We start from the raw sequence: 21,129 nt of genomic DNA, 5'->3' as shown, positions 1-21,129 counted from the left end.
CTGACCCTCGCCAGAGTCGTGAGAGGTAACCAATCAAGGCGGGGGCTCATGGCAGTTGACGACGAGCATTTTCGAAAGTTCGTCGAGACGCGCTACGTGGATCTCTTGCGCGTGGCGTACCACCTCACCGGCTCGACCCAGGATGCAGAGGATCTGGTGCAGGCCGCGCTGGTGAAGGTGATGCGTCGGTGGCGGCGGGTCGACGATCCGATGGCCTACCTGCGACGAGTCATGATCAACCACCACATCAGCGCCTGGCGCCGCCACCGGATGCACGAGGTGCTGACGTTCTTCTTTCCCGAGCGGCCCACCCGGGACATGACCGAGACGGTTGCCGAACGGCGCGCTCTCTACGAGGCGATGCAGGAGCTGACACCTCGTACCCGTGCGGTGATCGTGCTCCGGTACGTGGTCGATCTGCCGGAGGCGGAGGTAGCGGCCACTCTCGGCTGCTCGGTCGGGTCGGTCAAGAGCCGCGCATCACGAGGATTGGCTCGCCTGCGTCTGGCGCTGGCAGCTGATCCAGCACCGACCGGGACGACGAAGATGACGGGGGTAGCACAATGACGGTCGACGATGAGCTGAGCCGGGCCCTGGCCGAGTCGAGCCGGACACTGACCCCGCAGCCAGACCCGTACGGCCGAGCGACGGCGCGATACCGACGGAGCCGGCAGCGACGCCTCGGCGGCCTGGTTCTGGTCCTCGCAGTCTCCGTTGGGAGCACGGCCTTCGCCATCGCCAGCCCGGGCCGGACCACGCAGCTACCGGCCGACCCGTCCGAGTCCATCGCACCCGTGCTGGCGTGGTCGGACCGACTCCTCCAGTCGCCGCCGCGCGGTGCCGTCGCCGGGGACGACAGCTACGTACGTCAGCTCTCTGAACAGTTGTTGGCCGCCCAACGCCGAGGAGAGTTCTCCCGCCTGACGGTGCCGGTGAGCGGGGTGAAAGTCCTCTTCGCCGACGACGTGGACGGCCACCGTATCGCCCTCGCCGCCTTCGTCCGTAACCAGCCCGATCCGGTCACCGGCTGGCCGAGCGCCGCGGTGTGGCTGGTCGCCGACGAGGGTGCCAGTGCCCAGGAACTGGCCAGCACCGCCTCCGTCAGGGGGGTAAGCGACGCTCTGGAACCCTACGAGAGCCTGTCCGTGGACGGTCCGAAGGCGGCACACGTGGCGATCGCCCCGGCCGGCTGCGTTTTCCTCAGCTCACCGCTGCCCGACGGCGACACCTTCAGGTGGGCCCCGGAGCCGACCGGGTCCTACCTGGTCCGTACCGCGCGGGCCCAGCGGCCCGAGTGGTGGCGGGTCGACTGCGGCGGGGTGACTCGCAAGATAACGCCCGGTCCAGGTTCGCTGGCCTCCACGCCGATCACCGACGCTCAACTCGCGACGGCGATGTCCCGCGTACGCGGCAGTGTCGAGCAGCAACGTGCCCGGGATTTGGTGTACCAGTGGGCACAGTCAGGAGGTTACCGCCTGACCGCCCTTCCGAGCGTGGTGTGGGGCGGGCACCTCGCTGGCCTCCCTATCAGCCCGGCCGACGGGTCGCCCAGCGCGACAGAGCCGTCGGTGGAGGACGCCCAGGTGACGGTCCTGGCTGCTCCCGCTGTGGGCGGCGATTGGGTCGGCGAGGTGTCGATCGCCCCCGATCAGCCACGGTCCGACGGCGTGCTCAGCACTGGCACCTCCTTCACCGCTACCGCCGACCCGACCGATCCCGGTGGCGTGCTGGCCGTGTCCATCGACGATGACACCGGCGGCAGCGAGGGCCAGCAGATCCTGCTCGTGGTGACGCCGGCAGCCGCCACCACCGTGCGCGTCCTGCGCGACGGGCAGGAGGTGGCGAGGAGCGCCGTCAGCGGCTCCGGGACGGCCATGCAGGTGCCCCGCCCCACCGCGGGCCTTGTCGTGGAGGCGCTCGACGCATCCGGCGGGACGATTGCCAGCGGTCAGGTGTCCAAGCAGGGTGCACAACGGACAACCGAGACCGACACCTGGAACGAGGAGTGACTGCCCCGCGACGGCCGCCGGCACGTGACGCCTTTCGGACACCGCCCTGACAGCCTTCACCTGCTGGTATAGGTGTTTCTACCGATCCCTCGAGTGGCTGCCGCCCCTAGCGTCAGTGGCACACCACACTGTCCGAGGGAGACCACCGATGACCATCGCACCCGATCTCATCGCCGTGAAGGCACGCCAGCAGGTGACATGGGCCAGCGGTGACTACGGCGCGGTCGCCGCGCTCATCCACCCGATCTCCGAGCTTCTGGTGACCGCCGCCGACCTGTCGGCCGGCGCCCGCGTACTCGACGTGGCGACCGGGTCCGGCAACGCCGCCATCGCCGCAGCCCGCTGCGGGTGCGTCGTGACCGGCGTCGACTACGTACCCGAACTGTTGGAACGCGGCCAGGCCCGCGCCGCCGCGGAACGACTCCCGGTCACGTTCGTGACCGGCGACGCGGAACGACTGGCGTACGCCGACGGGTCCTTCGACGCGGTCCTCTCCGTCGTCGGGGTGATGTTCGCGCCGGACCAGGAGCGGGCGGCGGCCGAGCTGGTCCGGGTCTGCCGGCCCGGCGGCACTGTGGCGCTGGCGTCGTGGACGCCGCAGGGCTTCATCGGCGACCTGTTCCGCACTGTGGGGCGGCATGTGCCACCACCGGCGGGGTTACGCCCGCCGGTCGAGTGGGGCGACGAGGACCGGGTCCGCGAACTGCTCGGCGCGGCCGTGGGTGAACTGCGGGCGGTACGCCGGGAGTTCGTCTTCCGCTTCGGCACACCGGAGGAGTTCGCCGACTTCTTCCGGGTCAACTACGGGCCGACGTTGAAGGCGTTCGAGGCGCTGCTCGAGGAGCGACGCCCGGCCCTGCACGCCGATCTGGTGGAGCTGGCCCGCACCCACAACCGTGCCACCGACGCCACGGTCCGCATCCCGGCGGAGTACCTGGAGGTCGTGGCGCGGCGGACCCCCGACCCGGCCTGACGCCCGTCCGCGCCACCCCGTTCGAGGTGGCGCGGGCCGGTCAGTCCTGCCGCTCGGTGCGCGCGACCTCAGTCCTGCCGCTCGGTGCGCTCGATCTCCGCGAACGCGGCGGCAAGGTAGTCGTCCAACGGCACGCCGGTCGCCGCCAACAGGTCGGCCACCAGCAGCGGAGCGTGTCGGGCCAGCACCGACGCGTCCGGCGGTGACTCGTCGCCGTCGGGGTCGTACACACCCAACGCGCCGGCCAGCAGGACGAGCACCACGTGCGGGTCGACATCCGTTCGCCACCGAGTCGACTCCTGCACGCAGTGGGTCAACACCTGGCGGATGTCGTCGCCGGTCAACCCGTCCGGATGGCTCTCCTCCAGCAGCAACCGGACCACCGCGCCGAGCACCAGGCCGGAACGCTCGTCCGCGGCGAGACCGCCGACCGCCTCGTCGTACGCCTGACCGTCGCGTGCCTGGGCGGCGGCGACGGCCGTCGTTGCGGTCAACGCGATGGCGCGGGCGGTAGCGGGCAGATGTCGCCAGGTGCCGGTCATCGCGCCAGCATCGCAGACCCGGCGGACACCGACCGACCGCGATCAGAGCGAGTGGATCAACGTGGGATTGGTCACCAGTCGGTCCCGGTGACCGTGAGGCGTGGCCAAAACGGTTCGCGCTGCGTCAGACCCACCGAACACAATGCCGGCATGCTGCGTCGTGCCCTGCCCCGCCGTTCGGAAGCTCGCCGGATCCTCCTCGGCACACTGCTGTCGGCGATCGGGCGGGGTCTGACCCTGCCGTTCCTGTTCATCTACCTGACCGACGTACGCGGGCTCACCGACACCCGCGCCGGGCTCGTCATCGGCTGGTACGGCGTGGTCACCCTGGCCCTGTCGCCGCTGGGCGGGACGCTGATCGACCGAATCGGCGCCCGCCGGGTGGTGGTGCCCTGCCTGCTGATCGAGGCGATCGGCACCGGCTCGTTGGCGCTGGTCCACTCGACGGGCTCGGCCCTGCTGGTGATGACGGTGGTCGCCATCGGCAGCTCGGCGATCTGGTCCGGGCAGAACACCATCCTCGCGTCGCTGACCGACGACGATGAGCGGCAACGCGTCTTCGGGTTGAACTTCGCCCTGCTCAACCTCGGCATCGGCATCGGTGGCATGACCTCCGGCGCGATCGTCGACACCGCCCGGCCCGGCACCTTCCAGGCGATCTACCTGCTGGACGCGGTGACCTACCTGATGCCGGCGCTGATCCTGCTCACCCTGCCCGGCGTGGGCCACCGACTCGGCAAACGTCGAGGCGTCGACGAGCCGTCGCCCGGTGGCTACCTGACGGTGCTCCGCGACCGCCCGTTCCGGCGGCTGGTGATCTTCGGGCTGATCCTCACCACCTGCGGCTACGCGCAGGTGGAGGTGGGCTTCGCCGCGTACGCGGTGCGGGTGGCCGAGGTGAACCCCCGGGTCGTGGCATGGGCACTAGCTGCCAACACCGTGATGATCGTGCTCGCGCAACTGCTGGTGATCCGCCGGATCGAGGGGCGCAGCCGCACCCGGGCGTTGGCGGTGGTGGGAGCGGTGTTTGCCGCCGCCTGGCTGGTCCTCGGCGCGGCCGGCCTGGTCAAAGCTGAGAACGCCGTGCTGGCCGCCCTGTGCGTGGTGCTCTGCTCGGCGATCTTCGGTTTCGGCGAGACGATGCTGTCCCCGGTGATGCCCGCACTGACCAACGCGCTGGCCACTGACGAACTGCGCGGCCGGTACAACGCGATGAGTTCGATGATCTTCGGAATCAGCGGTGTGATCGGCCCGGTGACCGCCGGCCCACTCATCGGCGCCGCCAACGGCATGGTCTGGGTGGCGACGGTGGTCGGCGGCTGCCTGGTCGCCTCGCTGGTCGCGCTGTCCCTGCGCCGGCTGCTCACCACGGAGCAGGACGGCCTCGCGACGACCACCCCGGCATCTCCCACCCCCACGCCCGCCCCCGCCTGACCTCGAGGACCCCGCCGCACCGCCCGCGACTTGCACGCATCCGGCGCCTCACCAAGCACGCCACCCCGCACCCCGCACCCCGCACCAAGATCCGAGCAACTTCCCGGAAGTTGGTGCCTCGGGCACGCGGGAGCCAGCAACATGGGGGAAGTTGCGCGGATCTTCCTCATTGGCCTCGCCATTGATCTTGCCCGGAGGGGCGCGAGCGGGCAGGCGCGGCGCGAGCAGGCGGGGTCTGGGACGGGTCGGGCCCCGGAGCTGGTGCTCCGGGGCCCGATGTCGCGGGGGTCGGCCGTCAGGCGGCGGGGACCTCGGCGGTGGTGCGGATCCGGTCCAGCGTCGGTGCGGAGACCGGCGACTGGGCGGTCAGGTAGTCGACGAAGGCGTCCAGGTCGATCTGGCCGGTGACCAGGTTCGTGCCGCCGGTGAGGGCGCTGAAGCCGTCGCCTCCGCCGGCCAGGAAGTTGTTCACCGTCACCCGGTAGGTGGCGGCGGTGTCGACGGTGGTGCCGCCGAGGCTGAGGCTGCCCCTGACCACGCGGGTGCCGGCGCACGGGTCGGCGACCGTACCGGTGGTGCCGTTCGGGTCGACGACGTAGCCCACTGAGGCCGACGGGTAGAGCGTCCGGCCGGTGACGAACTGCTGCTCCAGGACGCAGTAGAGCTGCGCGCCGGTGAGGTCCAGTGTCACCAGGTTGTTGGCGAACGGCTGGACCGTGAACGCCTCCTCGTAGGTGACCGGGCCGGCGTCGAGGTCGGCCCGGACCCCGCCCGGGTTCATGAGGGCGGCGACGGCGTTCTGTTCGTCGTCGGTGGCGGCGAGCTGCGCGTCGGCGATCAGGTTGCCCAGTGGCGATTCGCCCAGGCTCGTACCGAATAGGGTTTCCTGGCTCCGGGTGATCGCCTCGTTGGTCACGCCGACCTGGCGTCCGGCGACCGGGCCGAGCACGGTCTTGTACCGGTTGATCAGCGCGGTCTGCCTCGGGTCCTTGGCGACGTCGCGGGTGACCACGACATTGTTCGCGGCGGCGGAGATCACGTCCCCGCTCCGGCGATCGATCTTCAGGTCGATGTCGGTGACCAGGCGACCGAACGAGCTGGCGCTGGTGACCAGCTTGCCGTTGATGTCGCAGTTGTACGCCTGGTGGGTGTGCCCGCTGACCACCACGTCGATCGACGGGTCCATCCGGTTGGTGATGTCCACGATGGGGCCGTTCATGCCGACGCAGTCGTTGATCCCGCCGGTCGCGGCCTGGGTGCCACCCTCGTGCAGCAGGACGACGATCGCCTGTACGCCCTTGCGGCGCAGCTCGCGCGCGTACCGGTTGGCGGTGTCCGCCTCGTCGGCGAAGCTGAGGCCGGCGACGCCCTGCTGGCTGACGATCTGGGGGGTGCCTTCCAGGGTCATGCCGATGAAGCCGACCTTGACGCCCTCCACCTTGTGGATCGCGTACGGCGCCATCAGCGGCGTGCCGGTCGCGGTCTTGAAGGCGTTCGCGGACAGGTACTGGAAGCCGGCCCCGCGGTACGGGGTGCCGTCGATGCAGCCGTCCACCGGGTGGCAGCCGCCGTTCTGGATTCGCAGCAGCTCGGCGGCGCCTTCGTCGAACTCGTGGTTGCCGACGCTGGCGTAGTCCAGCCCGGCCATGCTCAGCGCCTCGATGGTCGGCTCGTCGTGGAACGCGGCCGAGAGCAGCGGGGACGCACCGATCAGGTCACCGGCGGCGACGGTGATGGTGTTCTTCTTCTTGGCTGCGGCGCGCAGCTCGGCAAGGTGGGTGGCCAGGAACTCGACGCCACCCGCGGTCTGCCCGGCGATGGTGCCGCTGGACCCGCTCGGCGGTTCGAGGTTGCCGTGGAAGTCGTTGAGGGCGAGCAGGGTGACGTCGACCGGCTTCGGCCGCGCGTCGGCTTGCTCAGGGCTGGTGGCGACCGCGCCGAAAGCGGCCACCGCGAGCGCGGTCAGGGCAACAGCGGCCCGACGCATCCCGGGTATGAACATGGATCTCCTTGTGAGAATCGGCGCGTACGGTGCCCGGCCTCTGGGTCGACCGGGGCCGCCGACGGACGCCGTCGAAGGGGTCGCGGATGACGGTGGTTGAGCATGGCCCCCGCCCCGACAGCCTCTCATCCGGACGCCCACCGGTCGACCCGGGCAGCGCATCGGAGCAGCGCGTACGCCGAGGCCGCTATCGATCATCGTTTAACGCGGTCCGCCGGACAACGTCGGACCCAGGGTCTAGAAAGGACGGGACAGCCTACGAGGAATGGGGGCGGCATCGTGAGCGGAACGACACCCGTGGCGGAGCAGGTGCGGTCGGTCGACGGCACACCCATCGCGTTCGAGCGGTCCGGTGCCGGGCCGGCGGTCGTCCTCGTCGGCGGCGCGTTCAGCGATCGCAACGCGACCCGCGACCTGGGTGCGGCACTGGCGCCGGATTTCACCACCTTCAGCTATGACCGTCGCGGTCGGGGCTACAGCGGCGACACCGCGCCGTACGAGATCGGCCGCGAGATCGACGACCTGGCCGCCCTGATCGCGGCGGCGGGTGGTTCCGCCGCCGTCTACGGCATCTCCTCCGGGGCTGTCCTGTCCGCCCTCGCCACCGCACAGGGTCTGCCGGTCACCAAGTTGGTCATGTTCGAGCCACCGTTCCAGGTCGGCCCGCACGTGGGCGTCCGCAAGGACATCACCCCGCAGCTCATCGAGCTGATCGCCGCCGACGACCGGGACGGCGCGGTGGAGACCTTCCTCAGCGCCTCGGTGGGGCTGCCGGCCGAGCAGATCACCGGGATGCGGTCGCAACCGATGTGGGGTGGGCTGACGGCGGTCGCGCACACCCTGGTGTACGACTCGATCGTCACCGCCGGAGGGCGCCTCCCCGTCGAGCGGCTGGCGGCCATCACCGCGCCCACGCTCGCGGTGGACAGCACCGGCAGTCCACAGTGGTTGCGGGACGCGAGTCGGGCGGCGGCCGAGGCCGTGCCGGGCGGACGCTCCGTGAGCCTCGACGGCGGTTACCACGACGTGCCGCCGACGACGCTGGCCCCCGCGCTGCGCGAGTTCCTGCTCGGTTGACCGCACCAGCGGCCGACGGGGTTGCGAGCCGGTGGGTCAGCCGTCGGCCAGCGCCCTGTCGACCAGGGCGGCGACGGCGTCCGGTGGCCAGGTGCCCGCCACGCCGGGCCGGGCCGCCAGGTAGGTGGCGATCCGCTCGGCGGGCCAGCCGTGCGACTCGCGCAGCCCTCGGGCGATCATGCCGAGGTAGACCGGCGCGGGAGGTCGGCACGGCACGGCTGACGCCCCCTCCGGGGCGGTGAAGGTGAGCATCGGAACACCGTCGCGGCTGCCCGGGCAGATCAGCGTCTCGTACCGCCCCGGGCCGAGCGTGGCCCGTCCGTTGGTGACGGCGGCGTCGATGGCCGCGCCGGTCGCCGGGATCAGCTCGGTCGTGTCGCCCGGCGGGCGGTACATCTCCTGCGCCGCGATGTCGGTGAACTGCTCCAGGGTGACCAGGTAGGCGCGGGCCGCGGCCTCGCCCGGCAGGTGCGGGTCGTAGAAGGCCATGCCGCCGGTCCAGGCACCGGACTCGCCGGCGAAGTAGATGCCGCCGGGCAGCGACACGGGCATCGATCGGCTGGGTGGACGCCGGTCGCGGCAACCCGGGTATGTCCGCTTCCCGCCGGGTGGGCAGCCGCCAGCGATGTACCAGCCCAGCCGGGCGGCGTGCATGTTCGATCCGTACGAGACGTACCAGGCCAGCACGACGACCCTCAGAAGCCGCAGGTCTGCCCGGCGGAGTGGCTCACCTGCACGGTGTGGGTCACACAGCCGCCGGCCTCGACCGAGTGCAGCAGGAAGGCGGTGGGCTCGTTGACCCAACCGATCTGCTCGTCGGCGCTCATGGTGAGCGTGCTCTGCTTCCACGTGCTGGGCGCCACGGTGAGGACAGTGCCCGCGTACGCCGAGGTGACCGGGCGGTGCAGGTGGCCGGCGCCGACCCGCACCACGTGCCGGTGCCGGCCGATCACCTCGGCGAGCGCGTCACCGTCGGCCAGCCGGATGGAGTCCGCGACGGGGATGCCGACCGCGACCGGCGGATGGTGCAGGAAGATCACGGCGGGCACCTCGGGCCGCCCGGCCAGCACCCCGTCGAGCCAGCCGAGCTGTTCCTCGCCGAGTTGGCCGCCGTCGCTGCCGGGGACGAGCGAGTCGAGCACCACGACGGACGCCGCCTCGTGGTCGACGTGGTAGTAGGCCGAGAAGCCGCCGCCGAGCCACGGTGTGCCGCCGAACGCGTCGAGCAGGGACTCCCGGTCGTCATGGTTGCCGGTGGTCAGGTGCACCGGCAGCGGGAAGCGGCCGATCACCTCGCGCAGCGCCGCGTACTCGTCGGGCTGGCCGTGGTCGGTCAGGTCGCCGCTGATCACCACGCAGTCCGGTCGGGGTCGCAACGCCAGCACCCGGCCGAGCGCACGGTGCAACCCGGCGGCCGGTTCGGCGGCGAGCAGGCCGGTGGTCAGGTGCGGGTCACTGAGCTGGGCGATGAGCATGGGCTCGCCTCCTCGGCGCCGGGAGGCTTCACGCTATCGGCAGGCGCGGCGTCCCGGGGGCATGCGTCCACAGGCTGCGTCCACAGCCTGTGGATAGCACGTGTGTACGAAGCCCGACCGGTCCCCGCCACCGTGAGTACGCTTGATCGAGCGGTTCGGCGTCGGCCGGGCCCCTCCCCTACCTGGAACGACGTGCGAGTGGATCATCAGCGAGTCATCCGTGACGTCACCGTCCGCCTGCCGATGGCGTCCAGCACGCCGGAGGCGTGTCGGTGGACGGTCACCGCGCTGTCCCGCCACACCCCGGCGACCATCTCCGTGCTGCTCGCGGTCCACGACCGCCTGCGCTGCGTCGCCGCGACCGGGGCCTGGCAGGTCTTCGCCACCGTGCCGGCGCGGACCGGCATCGTCGGCCGGGTGTACGCGACCGGCGCTCCCGCCGTCGTCCCGGACGTCACCGTCGACCCGGACTACCTGCCGGTGCGCCCGGATGTGACAGCCGAGCTGTGCGTACCGGTGCTGGACCCGACGGGCCGGGCGATCGGCGTACTCGACCTGCAGTGGAGTGAGCCGACCGACCTGGAGCCGTGGCGGGAGACCGCGCAGCGGCTGGCCGACGGGCTCGGTGCGCGGATCGCCGCCCTCGGTGGCCCACCGGCGGAGAGCCGCAGCGAGAAGCTGCTCCGGCACGCGGCCGCGCTCTCTTCCGCGCCGACCGAGGGAGAGGTGATGGGGGCGGCCGCCCGCGCCGCCCGGGAGGTCTCCACCCTCTCCACCGCACTACTGCTGATCGGCGGCCAGCTCGGCCCGTCCCCGGCGACGCCGAGCGACCTGGAGACCCGGATCCGCGGCGAGCTGGCCGCAGCGGGTCCGGCCGCCCTGGACCGGATGGTCGAGCGGGCGCACCGGTACGGCGCCGGGTACACGCTGGGCGAGGCCGGGCATCCCCCGACCGAGGACTACCGTCCGTTGACCCGGGCGGGGGTCCGCACGCTGGTCGCCGTGCCGGTCGGGCCGACGGACGCCGCCGGGGTGCTGCTGGTCGCCGACGAACGCGCGCTGCGCCCGGACCCGACCACTGTCAGCCTGATGGAGTTGCTCGCCGGGCAGGCCTGGACGAGCGTGGACCGGCTGCGCACGCTGGCCCGACTGCGGGAGCAGGCCAGCTCCGACCCGCTGACCGGGTTGCGGCACACCGGCCCGTTCGGGCAACGGATCGCTGCGGCCACCCCCGGGCGTACGGCCCTGCTGGCGATCGACGTGGACGGCTTCAAGACCGTGAACGACACGTACGGCCACCAGGCCGGCGACCGGGTGCTGGTCGGGTTGGCCCGGGCGCTGGAGGGGGCGCTTCGGCACGGCGACGAGTTGTACCGGATCGGCGGCGACGAGTTCGTCGCGGTGATCGAGGTGAGCCGCCCGGAGGAGGCGGTCCGGATCGCCGAACGGCTCACCGAGGCGGCCCGGCGCATCGGCCGCACGATCAGCGTTGGCGTCGCACTACCCCGCCCCGGCGAAACCCCCGACCGCACCCTGAAGAGAGCCGACCAGGCCCTCTACGCGGTAAAACGCCAAGGCCGAGACGGCGTCCTACTCTCCGCCGCGTAACCGCGCCCGCCCCACGTCCCCACGTCCCGCCGATCTTGCACTTTCGGTTGTCGTTTTGTCGTCCTAGCCCCTTATGCCGGCACAGAAACTGCAAGATCGCCGCAGCGGGGGGGTACGGGGGCAGCGCGGTGCGGGGTCAGGGGGTGCGGAGTTCTTTGGCCAGGAGTTCGGCGATCTGGGCGGTGTTGAGGGCCGCGCCCTTTCGGAGGTTGTCGCCGGTGACGAAGAAGTCGAGGGCGCGGGGGTCGTCCAGGGCGCGGCGGATCCGGCCGACCCAGGAGGGGTCGGTGCCGACGGCGTCGATCGGCATCGGGAACTCCCCGGCCGCGGGGTCGTCGACCAGGATCACCCCGGGTGCGTTGCGCAGCGCCTCACGGGCGCCCTCGGCGTCGACCTCGGTGGCGAAGACCGCGTGCACGGCGACCGAGTGGGCGGTGACCACCGGCACGCGGACGCAGGTGGCGGAGACCTTGAGGTCGGGGAGGCCGAGGATCTTCCGCGACTCGTTGCGGATCTTCATCTCTTCCGATGACCAGCCGCTGTCCGCCGGGGAGCCGGCCCAGGGGACCACGTTGAGCGCCATGGGTGCCGGGAACGGGCCCAGGTCGTCGCCGACAGCCTGGCGTACGTCGCCGGTGCGCGAGCCGAGCGCCCGATCGCCGGCGACCTTGGTGAGCTGGTCGTGCAGGATGTCGACGCCGGACTGACCGGCTCCGGAGACCGCCTGGTAGGAGGCGAGCACCAGCTCTCGTAGGCCGTACTCGCTGTGCAGCGGCGCGACGGCGACGATCATCGCGAGGGTGGTGCAGTTGGCGTTGGCGATGATGCCCCGGGGCCGGTTGCGGACCTGCTCGGGGTTGATCTCCGGAACGACCAGCGGGACGTCGCGGTCCATCCGGAACGCGCCGGAGTTGTCGACAGCGATCGCGCCGCGGGCGACGGCGATCGGCGCCCACTCGGCGGAGACCTCGTCGGGCACGTCGAACATGGCCACCTGGACCCCGTCGAACGCCTCGGGGGTCAGCGCCTGGACGACGAGCTCCTCGCCCCGGCAGCGCACCCGGCGCCCGACGGAGCGCTCGGAGGCGAGCAGCCGGATCTCACCCCAGACGTTGCGTCGCCCGGTGAGCAGCTCACACATCACGGTGCCGACGGCACCTGTCGCTCCGACCACGGCGAGGGTGGGCAGCGCCGTCATCGGCGCTACCTACCCGTCCCCGCGTAGACCACGGCTTCGGTGTCGCCGCCCAACTCGAACGCGTCGTGAATGGCGCGGACGGCGGCGTCGAGGTCGGTGTCCCGGCAGACCACGGAGACCCGGATCTCGGAGGTGGAGATCATCTCGATGTTGACCCCGGCCGCGCCGAGCGCGGCGAAGAAGCCGGCCGCCACCCCCGGGTGCGAGCGCATGCCGGCGCCGATCAGTGAGACCTTGCCGACGTGGTCGTCGTAGAGCAGGCCCTTGAACTTGACCGGCTCATGGATCTTGCTGAGCGCTGCCATCGCGGTGGGGCCGTCGGCCTTGGGCAGGGTGAACGAGATGTCCGTCCGGCCGGTGCCCTCGGTGGAGACGTTCTGCACGATCATGTCGATGTTGATCTCGGCGCCGGCGACGGTGTCGAAGATCCGCGCGGCGGCACCCGGCTCGTCGGGCACCCCGACGATCGTGATCTTGGCCTCGCTGCGGTCGTGCGCGACCCCGGTGATCAGTGCCTGCTCCACGGAAAGGTCCTCCATCGATCCGGTGACCATCGTGCCGGTGTTGGTCGAGTATGACGAACGGACGTGGATCGGCAACCCCGCCCGCCGGGCGTACTCCACGCTACGCAGGTGCAGCACCTTCGCGCCGCACGCGGCAAGCTCCAACATCTCCTCGTAGGTGATGTGCTGGATGTGTCGGGCGTTGGGCACGATCCGCGGGTCGGCGGTGAAGATGCCGTCGACGTCGGTGTAGATCTCGCAGACGTCGGCGTGCAGGGCGGCGGCGAGCGCCACGGCGGTGGTGTCCGAACCACCGCGGCCCAGCGTGGTGACGTCCTTGGTGTCCTGCGAGACGCCCTGGAAGCCGGCCACGATGACCACGGAACCCTCGTCGAGCGCGCCCTTGAGCCGCCCGGGGGTGACGTCGATGATCCGGGCGCGGCCGTGCACCGAGGTGGTGATCACGCCGGCCTGCGAACCGGTGAACGAGCGGGCTTCGTACCCCAGGTTGTGAATGGCCATGGCCAGCAGGGCCATGGAGATCCGCTCCCCGGCGGTGAGCAGCATGTCCAGCTCGCGGCCCGGCGGCAGCGGGCTGACCTGGTTGGCCAGGTCGAGCAGTTCGTCGGTGGTGTCGCCCATCGCGGAGACCACCACCACCACGTCGTCGCCGGCCTTGCGGGCGGCGACGATGCGCTCTGCCACCCGCTTGATCCGCTCGGCGTTGGCGACGGAGGACCCGCCGTACTTCTGCACCACGAGTGCCACGACGGTGCACTCCCTCCCAGCGACCCTGAGCGTGCCGACGCCGCCGGAACCGGGGCCGGCGGCGCGTGTCAGACCCCATGAGGGTATCCGGCGGATAACGAAGCCGGGTCAGGTGATCCCACCATCCGGCCCGGCCGGGACCGGCGAGACCGGTCCCACCAGGTCGGACGGGTACGCCGGAACGCCTCGCCCGACACGCCGGGACGAGCCCGGTACGCGGCCGGCACCCGCCGACCGCCCGCACCCACCAGAATGGGCCGGTGCCCGTCCTCATCCGCTCGGCCGGCCGTGTGCTCGGGCCGCTCGCCCTCGCCCTGCCGGCCCTCCTGGTCGCCTGCACCAGTGCGCAGCCTCCGACTCCGCCGCCCGTGGATCCGGGGCCGGTCGAGGTGGAGGCCGCACGGGATGAGCTGGCCGCGCTTGCCGCGGCGGCTCAGGACCGTCACCTGGTGGCCCAGTACGTCTACAGCCAGGCGGGTCAACCGGACCGCACCATCGTGTTCACCAGCGCGAACGACGGCACCTGGCGGGTGGACGTGCCGGGGGGCGCCCTGGGTGGCGCAGCCGACGTCTCGATGGCCAGCACTGCCGACGGGCTGTTCCAGTGCGCCCTGCCGTCGGCCGGTCACACCGAGTCGGCGAGTTGCGTACGCCTGGGTGATCGCGACGACGCGATCCCACGCCGGTCGGACCCCCGGGTCCAGCACCTGCTCACCGACTGGCTGGACGTGCTCACCGACCGACGCGCGCCGTTGGCGGTCGCCCCGGCCGACGCGCCCGAGGGACTCACCGGCACCTGCTACTCGGTGGATTCCACCTCGGCGTCGCTCAACGCCCCGCTGGATGTGGGCATCTACTGCTACGACCAGGACGGCACGCCGACCGGCGTCCGGACCGGGGCCGGAACGCTGCGGCTGGCCGCTGCACCCGGCCCGGCACCGGCCACCGTGCAGCTGGCCGGCCCGGTGGTGATCGACCGGGAGCCGCTCGACACCGCGGCGCCGCCGACCCCGGACCCGTCGGAGAGCCCGGGCGCGGGAACGCCCTGATCTTCGTCCCGTTACGGGTGCTCTTGCCCACATTCAGCCACCCCATCCTGAGGGGCGAATCACCCATACAGGACGATCCGGTGTATGGCCGACCTCACCCCGCTGCTCGCCTACCGCTGGAGTCCACGAGCCTTCGACCCGAACGCCGACCTGGCCCCGGAGGAGTCCGCCTCGCTGCTTGAGGCCGCGCGCTGGGCCCCGTCGGCCGAGAACGGGCAGCCCTGGCGGTTCGCCCTCGGCCACCGCGACGACGAGACCTGGAAACGGATCCTGATCAGCCTTCCGGTCGACGACCAGATCTGGATCCGGCACGCCGCGACCCTGGTGGTCGGCGCCCACACCGGCCTCGACGCCGAGCGGGCCGCCTACGACCTGGGGCAGGCGATAGCCCACCTGACAGTGCAGGCCACAGCGCTCGGCCTGCACGTGCACCAGCTCACCCGGTTCGACCGGGTCGGCCTCTCCACCGAACTCGACCTGCCCGGCGGCGTCCGCCCGTTGGTGGTCGCCGCCGTCGGCCGGCTCGGGGACCCGTTCGCCCTCCCGGCCGACCTGCACGCCCGCGAGACCGGCCTGCGGCACCGCCGCCCGGTCGCCGAGCTTCTGCTGCGCTGATCGAGCGCGGGGTCACCCGCCCCGGCTGGCCCGGAGGAGGACCGCCGCGGCATCGGTGTTGCGATAGCGCACGTGCCGACCCTCGCGGGACCGGGACACCAGGCCGGCGCCGTGCAGCGCGGCCAGGTGCTGGGAGACGTTTCCGGCGGACATCCCGGTGAGTCGGGCCAGGTCGGTGGTGGTCAGCGCCGTCTCGAGCAGGTGCAGCAGCGCGGCCCGGCCCGGCCCGATCACCCGTGCCAGTGGGTCGCCGGGCGGCGGCGCGGTCGTCTCCCAGAGCGTCCCGACGGCACGGACCGGGTACGCGCCGACCGGCAGCGAATCCTCCAGCAGGTTCCACAGCACGTGCTGCTCGGTGAACACCGTCGGGTTCAGCGCCAGCCCACGACCGCGGAGGTCGAAGTCCCGCTCGAACGTGTCGTCGCTGATCACCCGGTCGCCGTGCCAACGCAGGCTCGGGTGGAGCTGCTCGAAGAACTGCCCGGCGCCGCTTTCGGCGAGCTGGGCGGCCCGGTACGCCACGTCGGCGTCGAGCAGCGCCCGCATCCGCTGCCAGTCCGGGGCGATCGCCTCGTCGTACCAGACCCGCACCGCGTCGACGACCTGCGGCAGCAGCCCGCCGGGGTCGGCGAGCAGCGCCCGCCCGAACGGGCTCAGCGGTTTTTGCCAGGTGGTCGCCAGCAGGTCCTGGACCACCACGGCCGGCGGTGTCGCGGCGATCTGGTCGAGCTGCTCGGCCATCTCCACGTTCGGTCGGGCCGCCGGGGTGAGGAAGTCGGGCAGCCAGCGACCCGGCACTACCAACCCCACCAGAGGTCGGACCCGATCGGCCACCTCGGGACGACGCAACGTCACCCGGGCCCGGTCGATCCAGGGCAGGTGCACCGCGTAGCGGACCGGGTTGGCCAGCGCCCACATGCTCATGACCGTCTCGTTTGCGGGTGACACGGCGAGCCGCACTCCCGCAACGTCGGCCAGGCTGAACCGCAACTCGGACACACGCCCCCCAGGAGCAGGATTCGGTCCAGCCTAAAAGATTCGACCGAGGTCATGGGGACCCGATTCACTCCCCGGACATGGGGACCAGAGAAACCATCCGCACCGCCGTTCGAGACGTCGTACCGCCGGCCGGGCTGACCCGCGCCCTGGCCGTGCAGGCCATGGTCTACGCCGTCGGCAGCGGCCTGTTCCACGCCGGTAGCGCCGTCTTCTTCACCCGGGCGCTCGGGCTCAGCGCCGCCCAGGTCGGGTTGGGGCTGTCCATCGCGGCGGGGGTGTCGCTGTTGGGCACCGTGCCGCTGGGTGGGCTCACCGACCGGTACGGGCCGCAGCGGGTGTGGGTGGTGGGGCTGGTGCTGAACGCGGTGCTGTTCGCGACCTACCCGTTCGTGGGCGGCTTCGTGGGGTTCCTCGCCGTGGTGGTGGCGCTGGCCGCGGTGGACGCTGCTGTCGGCGTGGCCCGGCAGGTCTACTCGATCAACGCGCTCCCGCCGGCCGAACGGGTCACGGCGATGGCGTACCAGCGCTCGTCGCTGAACGTCGGCTTCGGGCTCGGCGCGGTGATCAGCGGCCTGGTGCTGGCGGTGGACACGATCACGGCGTACCGGGGGATGGTCTGGTTCATCTCGACGGTTTTCCTCGTGACGGCCCTCTTCGTGCGGCGACTGCCCCGGCTGCCGCAGGTGACCCGACCGGCGGAGCCGATGAGTCGGCTCGCCGTGCTGCGGGACCGGCCGTTCATGGCGGTGTCAGTGGTGTCCGGGCTGCTCACCGCGCACGGGGTGCTCTACCTGACGGTCCTGCCGCTGTGGATCCTCACCCACACCGACGCCCCGAAGACGGTGATCGCCGGGCTGGTGCTGCTCAACACGATCCTGATCGTGCTGCTCCAGGTGCGCGTCAGCCGGGGCGCGGACACCGCTGCGGGCGCGGCTCGGGCCTCCCGTCGGGGTGGACTGCTGATCGCCCTGTTCTGCCTGGTCCTGCCGATTTCCGGCGTCACTCGGGGCACGCTCACAGTGGTGGTGCTGGTAGCCGCCGCGTTGCTGCTGATCCTGGCCGAGCTGATCGAGTCGGCGGGCGCCTGGGGGCTCACCGCCACCCTGCCGCCGGCCGACCAGCGCGGTGCGTACGTGGGGGCGCTCGGACTCGGCGTGCAGGTCCAGTACCTGATCGCGCCGGCGGGACTGACCGCGCTCGGGGTGACCACCGGCGGGTGGGGTTGGTTACCGACGGCAGCGATCTTCGTGCTGGTGGCGGTGGCGATCGTGCCCGCGGTGGCCTGGGCGCAACGGACGCCGAGGCTGGGTGCCGAGGCCGCAGAGCCGGCCATGACCCCGGTCCCATAGTCCGGACCTGTCTTTCCACCCCCCGTTCCATCACGTAGGGTGACCTGGTCATGTGGCAGGCGCTGCTCCTCCTTAGCCGCCGCGACGAGGCCTGACCGGCCGGCACCTCGTCGCGGAGTCGCATCGCGCCGTCCAGCACATCCGAGTTTCTTCTCGGCACCGCCGCGCACCGTCGCCCGGCATCTCGCCGACACCTTCCGATCTGCTGACGCCACATGTTCCAGGGAGCACTCTGAGATGGCTCAACCTGTCACCGACGCCGAAACCGATCCGATCGCCCGGCAACGCCCGAGCCGGATGCCGTACCACCGCTACCAGCCGTACCGGGAGCAGTTCCGGGTCGAACTGCCGGACCGCACCTGGCCCACCCGCACCGTCGAGGCCGCCCCCCGCTGGTGCGCCGTGGATCTCCGCGACGGCAACCAGGCCCTGATCGACCCGATGTCGCCCGAGCGCAAGCGCCGGATGTTCCAGCTGCTGGTCCAGATGGGCTACAAGGAGATCGAGGTCGGCTTCCCGTCGGCCAGCCAGACCGACTTCGACTTCGTCCGGCAGCTCATCGAAGACGACATGATCCCGGACGACGTCACCATCCAGGTGCTCACGCAGTGCCGGGAGCACCTGATCGACCGGACGTTCGAGTCGCTGCGCGGCGCGAAGCGGGCCATCGTGCACTTCTACAACTCGACTTCCACCCTCCAGCGGCGGGTGGTCTTCGGCCTGGACCGGGACGGCATCGCCGACATCGCCACCACCGGGGCGCGGCTCTGCCAGAAGTACGCGGAGATCCACACCCCGGACACGGAGATCTTCTACGAGTACTCGCCGGAGTCGTACACGGGCACCGAGCTGGAGTACGCGCTGGAGGTCTGCTCCCGGGTGATCGACGTGATCGACCCGACCCCGGACCGGCCGCTGATCATCAACCTGCCGGCCACCGTCGAGATGGCCACCCCCAACGTGTACGCCGACTCGATCGAGTGGATGCACAGGCACCTGCCGCGCCGGGACAGCGTGGTGCTGAGCCTGCACCCGCACAACGACCGGGGCACCGGCGTGGCCGCCGCCGAGCTGGGCCTGCTGGCCGGCGCGGACCGCATCGAGGGCTGCCTGTTCGGCAACGGTGAGCGCACCGGCAACGTCGACCTGGTGACCCTGGGGCTCAACATCTTCTCCCAGGGCATCGACCCGATGATCGACTTCTCGAACATCGACGAGATCCGGCGAGCCGTCGAGTACTGCAACCAGCTGCCTGTGCACGAGCGCCACCCGTACGCGGGCGACCTGGTCTACACCGCCTTCTCCGGCTCCCACCAGGACGCGATCAAGAAGGGCTTCGACGCTCTCGCCGCCGACGCGAAGGCGGCCGGCGTACCGGTGGACGAGCACACCTGGGCGGTGCCGTACCTGCCGATCGACCCGAAGGACCTGGGCCGCACCTACGAGGCGGTCATCCGGGTCAACTCGCAGTCCGGCAAGGGCGGCGTGGCGTACATCATGAAGAGCGAGCACCAACTGGACCTGCCGCGTCGGCTCCAGATCGAGTTCTCCGGTGTGGTGCAACAGGTCACCGATCACGACGGCGGCGAGGTCGACCCGGCCGCCATGTGGGAGATCTTCGCGACGCACTACCTGCTCGATCACCAGCCCGACCCGACGGTTCGGCTGGCCGGCTACACGATCGGCACTGTGGACGGCAAGGTCGAGATCGAGGCCCAGGTCGGTGTGGGCGGCGAGCAGCGGTCCCTCGCCGCGGTCGGCAACGGCCCGATCGACGCGTACGTCAACGCGCTCCAGTCGGTCGGGGTGGGCGTACGGGTGCTCGACTACCACGAGCACGCGCTCTCCTCCGGTGGTGACGCGCAGGCCGCCGCGTACGTGGAGTGTGAGGTGGACGGCAGGACGGTGTGGGGTGTCGGCACCGACGCCAACATCGTGACCGCGTCGATCAAGGCGGTCACCAGCGCCGTCAACCGCGCCCGCCGCTGATCTGAGCGCGACACCCCCGAGGTGGATCTCTACTTCGGGGGTGTCGCGGCGGGCAGCGAGTGGCAGGGCTGGGACGGTGGGGCTTCCCGGGGCGGTCGGTGGACCAGCACGAGGGCCAGCAGCGCGCCGGCCACGAGCAGCCCGGCACACCACTCCATCGCGGCCCGGAACGCGTCGGTCAGCTCGGCCTTCTGCTCGTACCCGCCGCCGGAGAGCCCGACGAGCAGCGGCAGCGCCGCCACCGCGAGCAGGCCGCCGGCGCGGGACGCGGCGTTGTTGAACCCGCTGGCCACCCCGGAGAACCGGTCCTGCACGGCGGCCAGCACCGACGCGGTCAGCGGTGCCACCACCAGGGTCAGCCCGATGCCGAAGAGCAGCACCCCGGGCAGCACGTCCCGCCAGTACGACGCGCCCGGTCCGACGCCGCGCAGCAGCAGCAGGCCGACCGCGGCGACCACCGGTCCGATGGCCAGCGGCAGCCGTGGCCCGATCCGGGCGGACAGCGCACCGGCGCGCGCGGAGCCGACCAACAGCAGCAGTGTCATCGGCAGCAACGCGATGCCGGTGCGGAAGGCCGACCAGCCGACCACGTTCTGCAGGTAGACGGCGAAGAAGAAGGTGAAGCCGCCGAGCGCCGCGTAGACGACGACTGTGAAGATGTTCAGCACCGAGAAGAGTCGGCTGCCGAACAGCCCGGTGGGCAGCATCGCGGCGTCGCCACGCCGCCGTTCCAGCAGGACGAAGGCCACCGCGGAGAGCACCCCGACCAGTGCCGCGATCAGCACCTCGGGGGAGTCGAACCCGCGGGCCGGCGCGTCGATCAGGGCGTAGGTGACGCCGGCGAGCGCGAGCGCTCCGAGCAGGGCTCCGGCGACGTCGAACCGCCGTCGGGTCCGACCCCGCCCTTCGGTGCGGGAGGCGCTCTCGTCGCGGCTCTCCGGCACCCAGCGCAGGGCGGCCAGCAGCACCAGCACGGCGATCGGCAGGTTGAGGAAGAAGATCCAACGCCAGGAGAGCGCGTCGATCAGCCAGCCCCCGATGAACGGGCCCAGCGCTGTGGACACCCCGGACAGCCCGGCCCAGGCACCGATCGCCCGGCCCCGGTCGTCGGGGTGGAAGCTCGCCTGGAGCACCGACAGCGACCCGGGTGTGAGCAGCGCGCCACCGGCGCCCTGGAGGAACCGGGCCGCGATCAGCATGCCGGTGTCCTGGGCCAGCCCGCAGAGCACTGAGGCGGCGGTGAACCAGACCACGCCGACGAGGAAGATGCGTCGCCGGCCGAAGCGGTCGCCGAGCGCGCCGCCGAGCAGCACGAACGCCGCCAGCATCAGCAGGTAACCGTTGATGGTCCATTGGAGATCGGCCACGTTCGCGCCGAGGTCCTGCCCGAGTTTCGGCAGCGCCACGTTGACGACGGTGCTGTCGAGGAAGACCATGCCAGAGGCGAGTACGGCGGCGAGCAGCGTGCCCCGGCCGGCGGTGGTGCCCATCCGGAGGGCGGTCGCCGGTACGGGTGCGGTCATCCCACCAATCTGCCTT

Annotated in this window: 18 protein-coding genes; 10 read left to right on the top strand and 8 right to left on the bottom strand. The window is 71.5% G+C overall.

Going from position 1 to position 21,129, the window contains the following annotated elements:
• Positions 1–48: 48 nt before the first annotated feature.
• From PSH03_RS23150 to PSH03_RS23140, 3 genes are all read left to right on the top strand, one after another.
• Positions 49–567, top strand: coding sequence for a SigE family RNA polymerase sigma factor (locus PSH03_RS23150; protein ID WP_238690398.1), 519 nt, complete (start codon positions 49–51; stop codon positions 565–567).
• A complete protein-coding gene (locus PSH03_RS23145) occupies positions 564–2,009 on the top strand; it encodes a hypothetical protein (RefSeq protein WP_238690397.1) in 1,446 nt (481 codons plus the stop codon). Before PSH03_RS23150 ends, PSH03_RS23145 begins: the two co-directional genes overlap by 4 nt.
• Positions 2,010–2,157: 148 nt before the next feature.
• Positions 2,158–2,982, top strand: coding sequence for a class I SAM-dependent methyltransferase (locus PSH03_RS23140; protein ID WP_238690396.1), 825 nt, complete (start codon positions 2,158–2,160; stop codon positions 2,980–2,982).
• A gap of 68 nt (positions 2,983–3,050) precedes the next feature.
• Here PSH03_RS23140 and PSH03_RS23135 read toward each other — a convergent pair whose 3' ends face one another.
• Positions 3,051–3,524, bottom strand: a complete 474-nt coding sequence (locus PSH03_RS23135; protein WP_210780764.1) for a hypothetical protein — start codon at positions 3,522–3,524, stop codon at positions 3,051–3,053.
• Between the two features lie 150 nt (positions 3,525–3,674).
• Here PSH03_RS23135 and PSH03_RS23130 point away from each other — a divergent pair, with 150 nt between their 5' ends.
• Complete coding sequence (locus PSH03_RS23130; protein WP_210780763.1) at positions 3,675–4,958, top strand: MFS transporter; 1,284 nt, start codon at positions 3,675–3,677, stop codon at positions 4,956–4,958.
• A 295-nt stretch (positions 4,959–5,253) separates the two neighbouring features.
• Here PSH03_RS23130 and PSH03_RS23125 read toward each other — a convergent pair whose 3' ends face one another.
• The gene (locus PSH03_RS23125; protein WP_238690395.1) at positions 5,254–6,960 is read right to left on the bottom strand and encodes a bifunctional metallophosphatase/5'-nucleotidase; all 1,707 of its coding nucleotides are present in this window, start codon (positions 6,958–6,960) and stop codon (positions 5,254–5,256) included.
• 279 nt (positions 6,961–7,239) lie between these two features.
• Here PSH03_RS23125 and PSH03_RS23120 point away from each other — a divergent pair, with 279 nt between their 5' ends.
• Positions 7,240–8,037 carry an alpha/beta fold hydrolase gene (locus tag PSH03_RS23120; RefSeq protein ID WP_210780761.1) on the top strand — a complete coding sequence of 266 codons (798 nt, stop codon included), beginning with the start codon at positions 7,240–7,242 and terminating at the stop codon, positions 8,035–8,037.
• A 36-nt stretch (positions 8,038–8,073) separates the two neighbouring features.
• Here PSH03_RS23120 and PSH03_RS23115 read toward each other — a convergent pair whose 3' ends face one another.
• Together PSH03_RS23115 and PSH03_RS23110 are read right to left on the bottom strand one after the other, a co-directional pair.
• Complete coding sequence (locus PSH03_RS23115) at positions 8,074–8,589, bottom strand: histone deacetylase (RefSeq protein ID WP_238690394.1); 516 nt, start codon at positions 8,587–8,589, stop codon at positions 8,074–8,076.
• A gap of 143 nt (positions 8,590–8,732) precedes the next feature.
• Positions 8,733–9,512 carry a phosphodiesterase gene (locus PSH03_RS23110; RefSeq protein WP_210780759.1) on the bottom strand — a complete coding sequence of 260 codons (780 nt, stop codon included), beginning with the start codon at positions 9,510–9,512 and terminating at the stop codon, positions 8,733–8,735.
• A gap of 198 nt (positions 9,513–9,710) precedes the next feature.
• Between PSH03_RS23110 and PSH03_RS23105 the strand changes: the two genes are divergently transcribed.
• Positions 9,711–11,120, top strand: coding sequence for a sensor domain-containing diguanylate cyclase (locus PSH03_RS23105; RefSeq protein ID WP_238690393.1), 1,410 nt, complete (start codon positions 9,711–9,713; stop codon positions 11,118–11,120).
• 136 nt (positions 11,121–11,256) lie between these two features.
• Here PSH03_RS23105 and PSH03_RS23100 read toward each other — a convergent pair whose 3' ends face one another.
• Both PSH03_RS23100 and PSH03_RS23095 read right to left on the bottom strand, forming a co-directional pair.
• Complete coding sequence (locus PSH03_RS23100) at positions 11,257–12,318, bottom strand: aspartate-semialdehyde dehydrogenase (RefSeq protein ID WP_210780757.1); 1,062 nt, start codon at positions 12,316–12,318, stop codon at positions 11,257–11,259.
• Between the two features lie 5 nt (positions 12,319–12,323).
• Positions 12,324–13,589 (bottom strand): aspartate kinase, encoded by a 1,266-nt coding sequence (locus tag PSH03_RS23095; protein ID WP_238690392.1) that lies wholly within the window; start codon positions 13,587–13,589, stop codon positions 12,324–12,326.
• 260 nt (positions 13,590–13,849) lie between these two features.
• Here PSH03_RS23095 and PSH03_RS23090 point away from each other — a divergent pair, with 260 nt between their 5' ends.
• Positions 13,850–14,638, top strand: a complete 789-nt coding sequence (locus tag PSH03_RS23090) for a hypothetical protein (protein WP_238690391.1) — start codon at positions 13,850–13,852, stop codon at positions 14,636–14,638.
• Positions 14,639–14,722: 84 nt separating this feature from the next.
• Entirely contained in the window at positions 14,723–15,253 is a 531-nt protein-coding gene (locus PSH03_RS23085; RefSeq protein ID WP_238690390.1) for a nitroreductase family protein, read from the top strand.
• Positions 15,254–15,265: 12 nt separating this feature from the next.
• Here the strand turns inward: PSH03_RS23085 and PSH03_RS23080 are convergent, their stop codons facing one another.
• Positions 15,266–16,177, bottom strand: coding sequence for an ArsR/SmtB family transcription factor (locus PSH03_RS23080; protein WP_210780755.1), 912 nt, complete (start codon positions 16,175–16,177; stop codon positions 15,266–15,268).
• A gap of 152 nt (positions 16,178–16,329) precedes the next feature.
• Between PSH03_RS23080 and PSH03_RS23075 the strand changes: the two genes are divergently transcribed.
• Together PSH03_RS23075 and leuA are read left to right on the top strand one after the other, a co-directional pair.
• Positions 16,330–17,601 (top strand): MFS transporter, encoded by a 1,272-nt coding sequence (locus PSH03_RS23075; RefSeq protein ID WP_210780754.1) that lies wholly within the window; start codon positions 16,330–16,332, stop codon positions 17,599–17,601.
• A 237-nt stretch (positions 17,602–17,838) separates the two neighbouring features.
• Positions 17,839–19,590 (top strand): 2-isopropylmalate synthase, encoded by a 1,752-nt coding sequence (gene leuA / locus PSH03_RS23070; RefSeq protein WP_238690389.1) that lies wholly within the window; start codon positions 17,839–17,841, stop codon positions 19,588–19,590.
• A gap of 29 nt (positions 19,591–19,619) precedes the next feature.
• Here the strand turns inward: leuA and PSH03_RS23065 are convergent, their stop codons facing one another.
• The gene (locus PSH03_RS23065; protein ID WP_238690388.1) at positions 19,620–21,113 is read right to left on the bottom strand and encodes an MFS transporter; all 1,494 of its coding nucleotides are present in this window, start codon (positions 21,111–21,113) and stop codon (positions 19,620–19,622) included.
• Positions 21,114–21,129 lie beyond the last annotated feature (16 nt).

The organism is Micromonospora salmantinae (assembly GCF_022230905.1).
In the GTDB taxonomy this organism is placed as follows: Bacteria; Actinomycetota; Actinomycetes; order Mycobacteriales; family Micromonosporaceae; genus Micromonospora; species Micromonospora salmantinae.
Note: the sequence above shows the minus strand (reverse complement) of the source record. Positions and strands in the feature narration are given on the sequence as shown.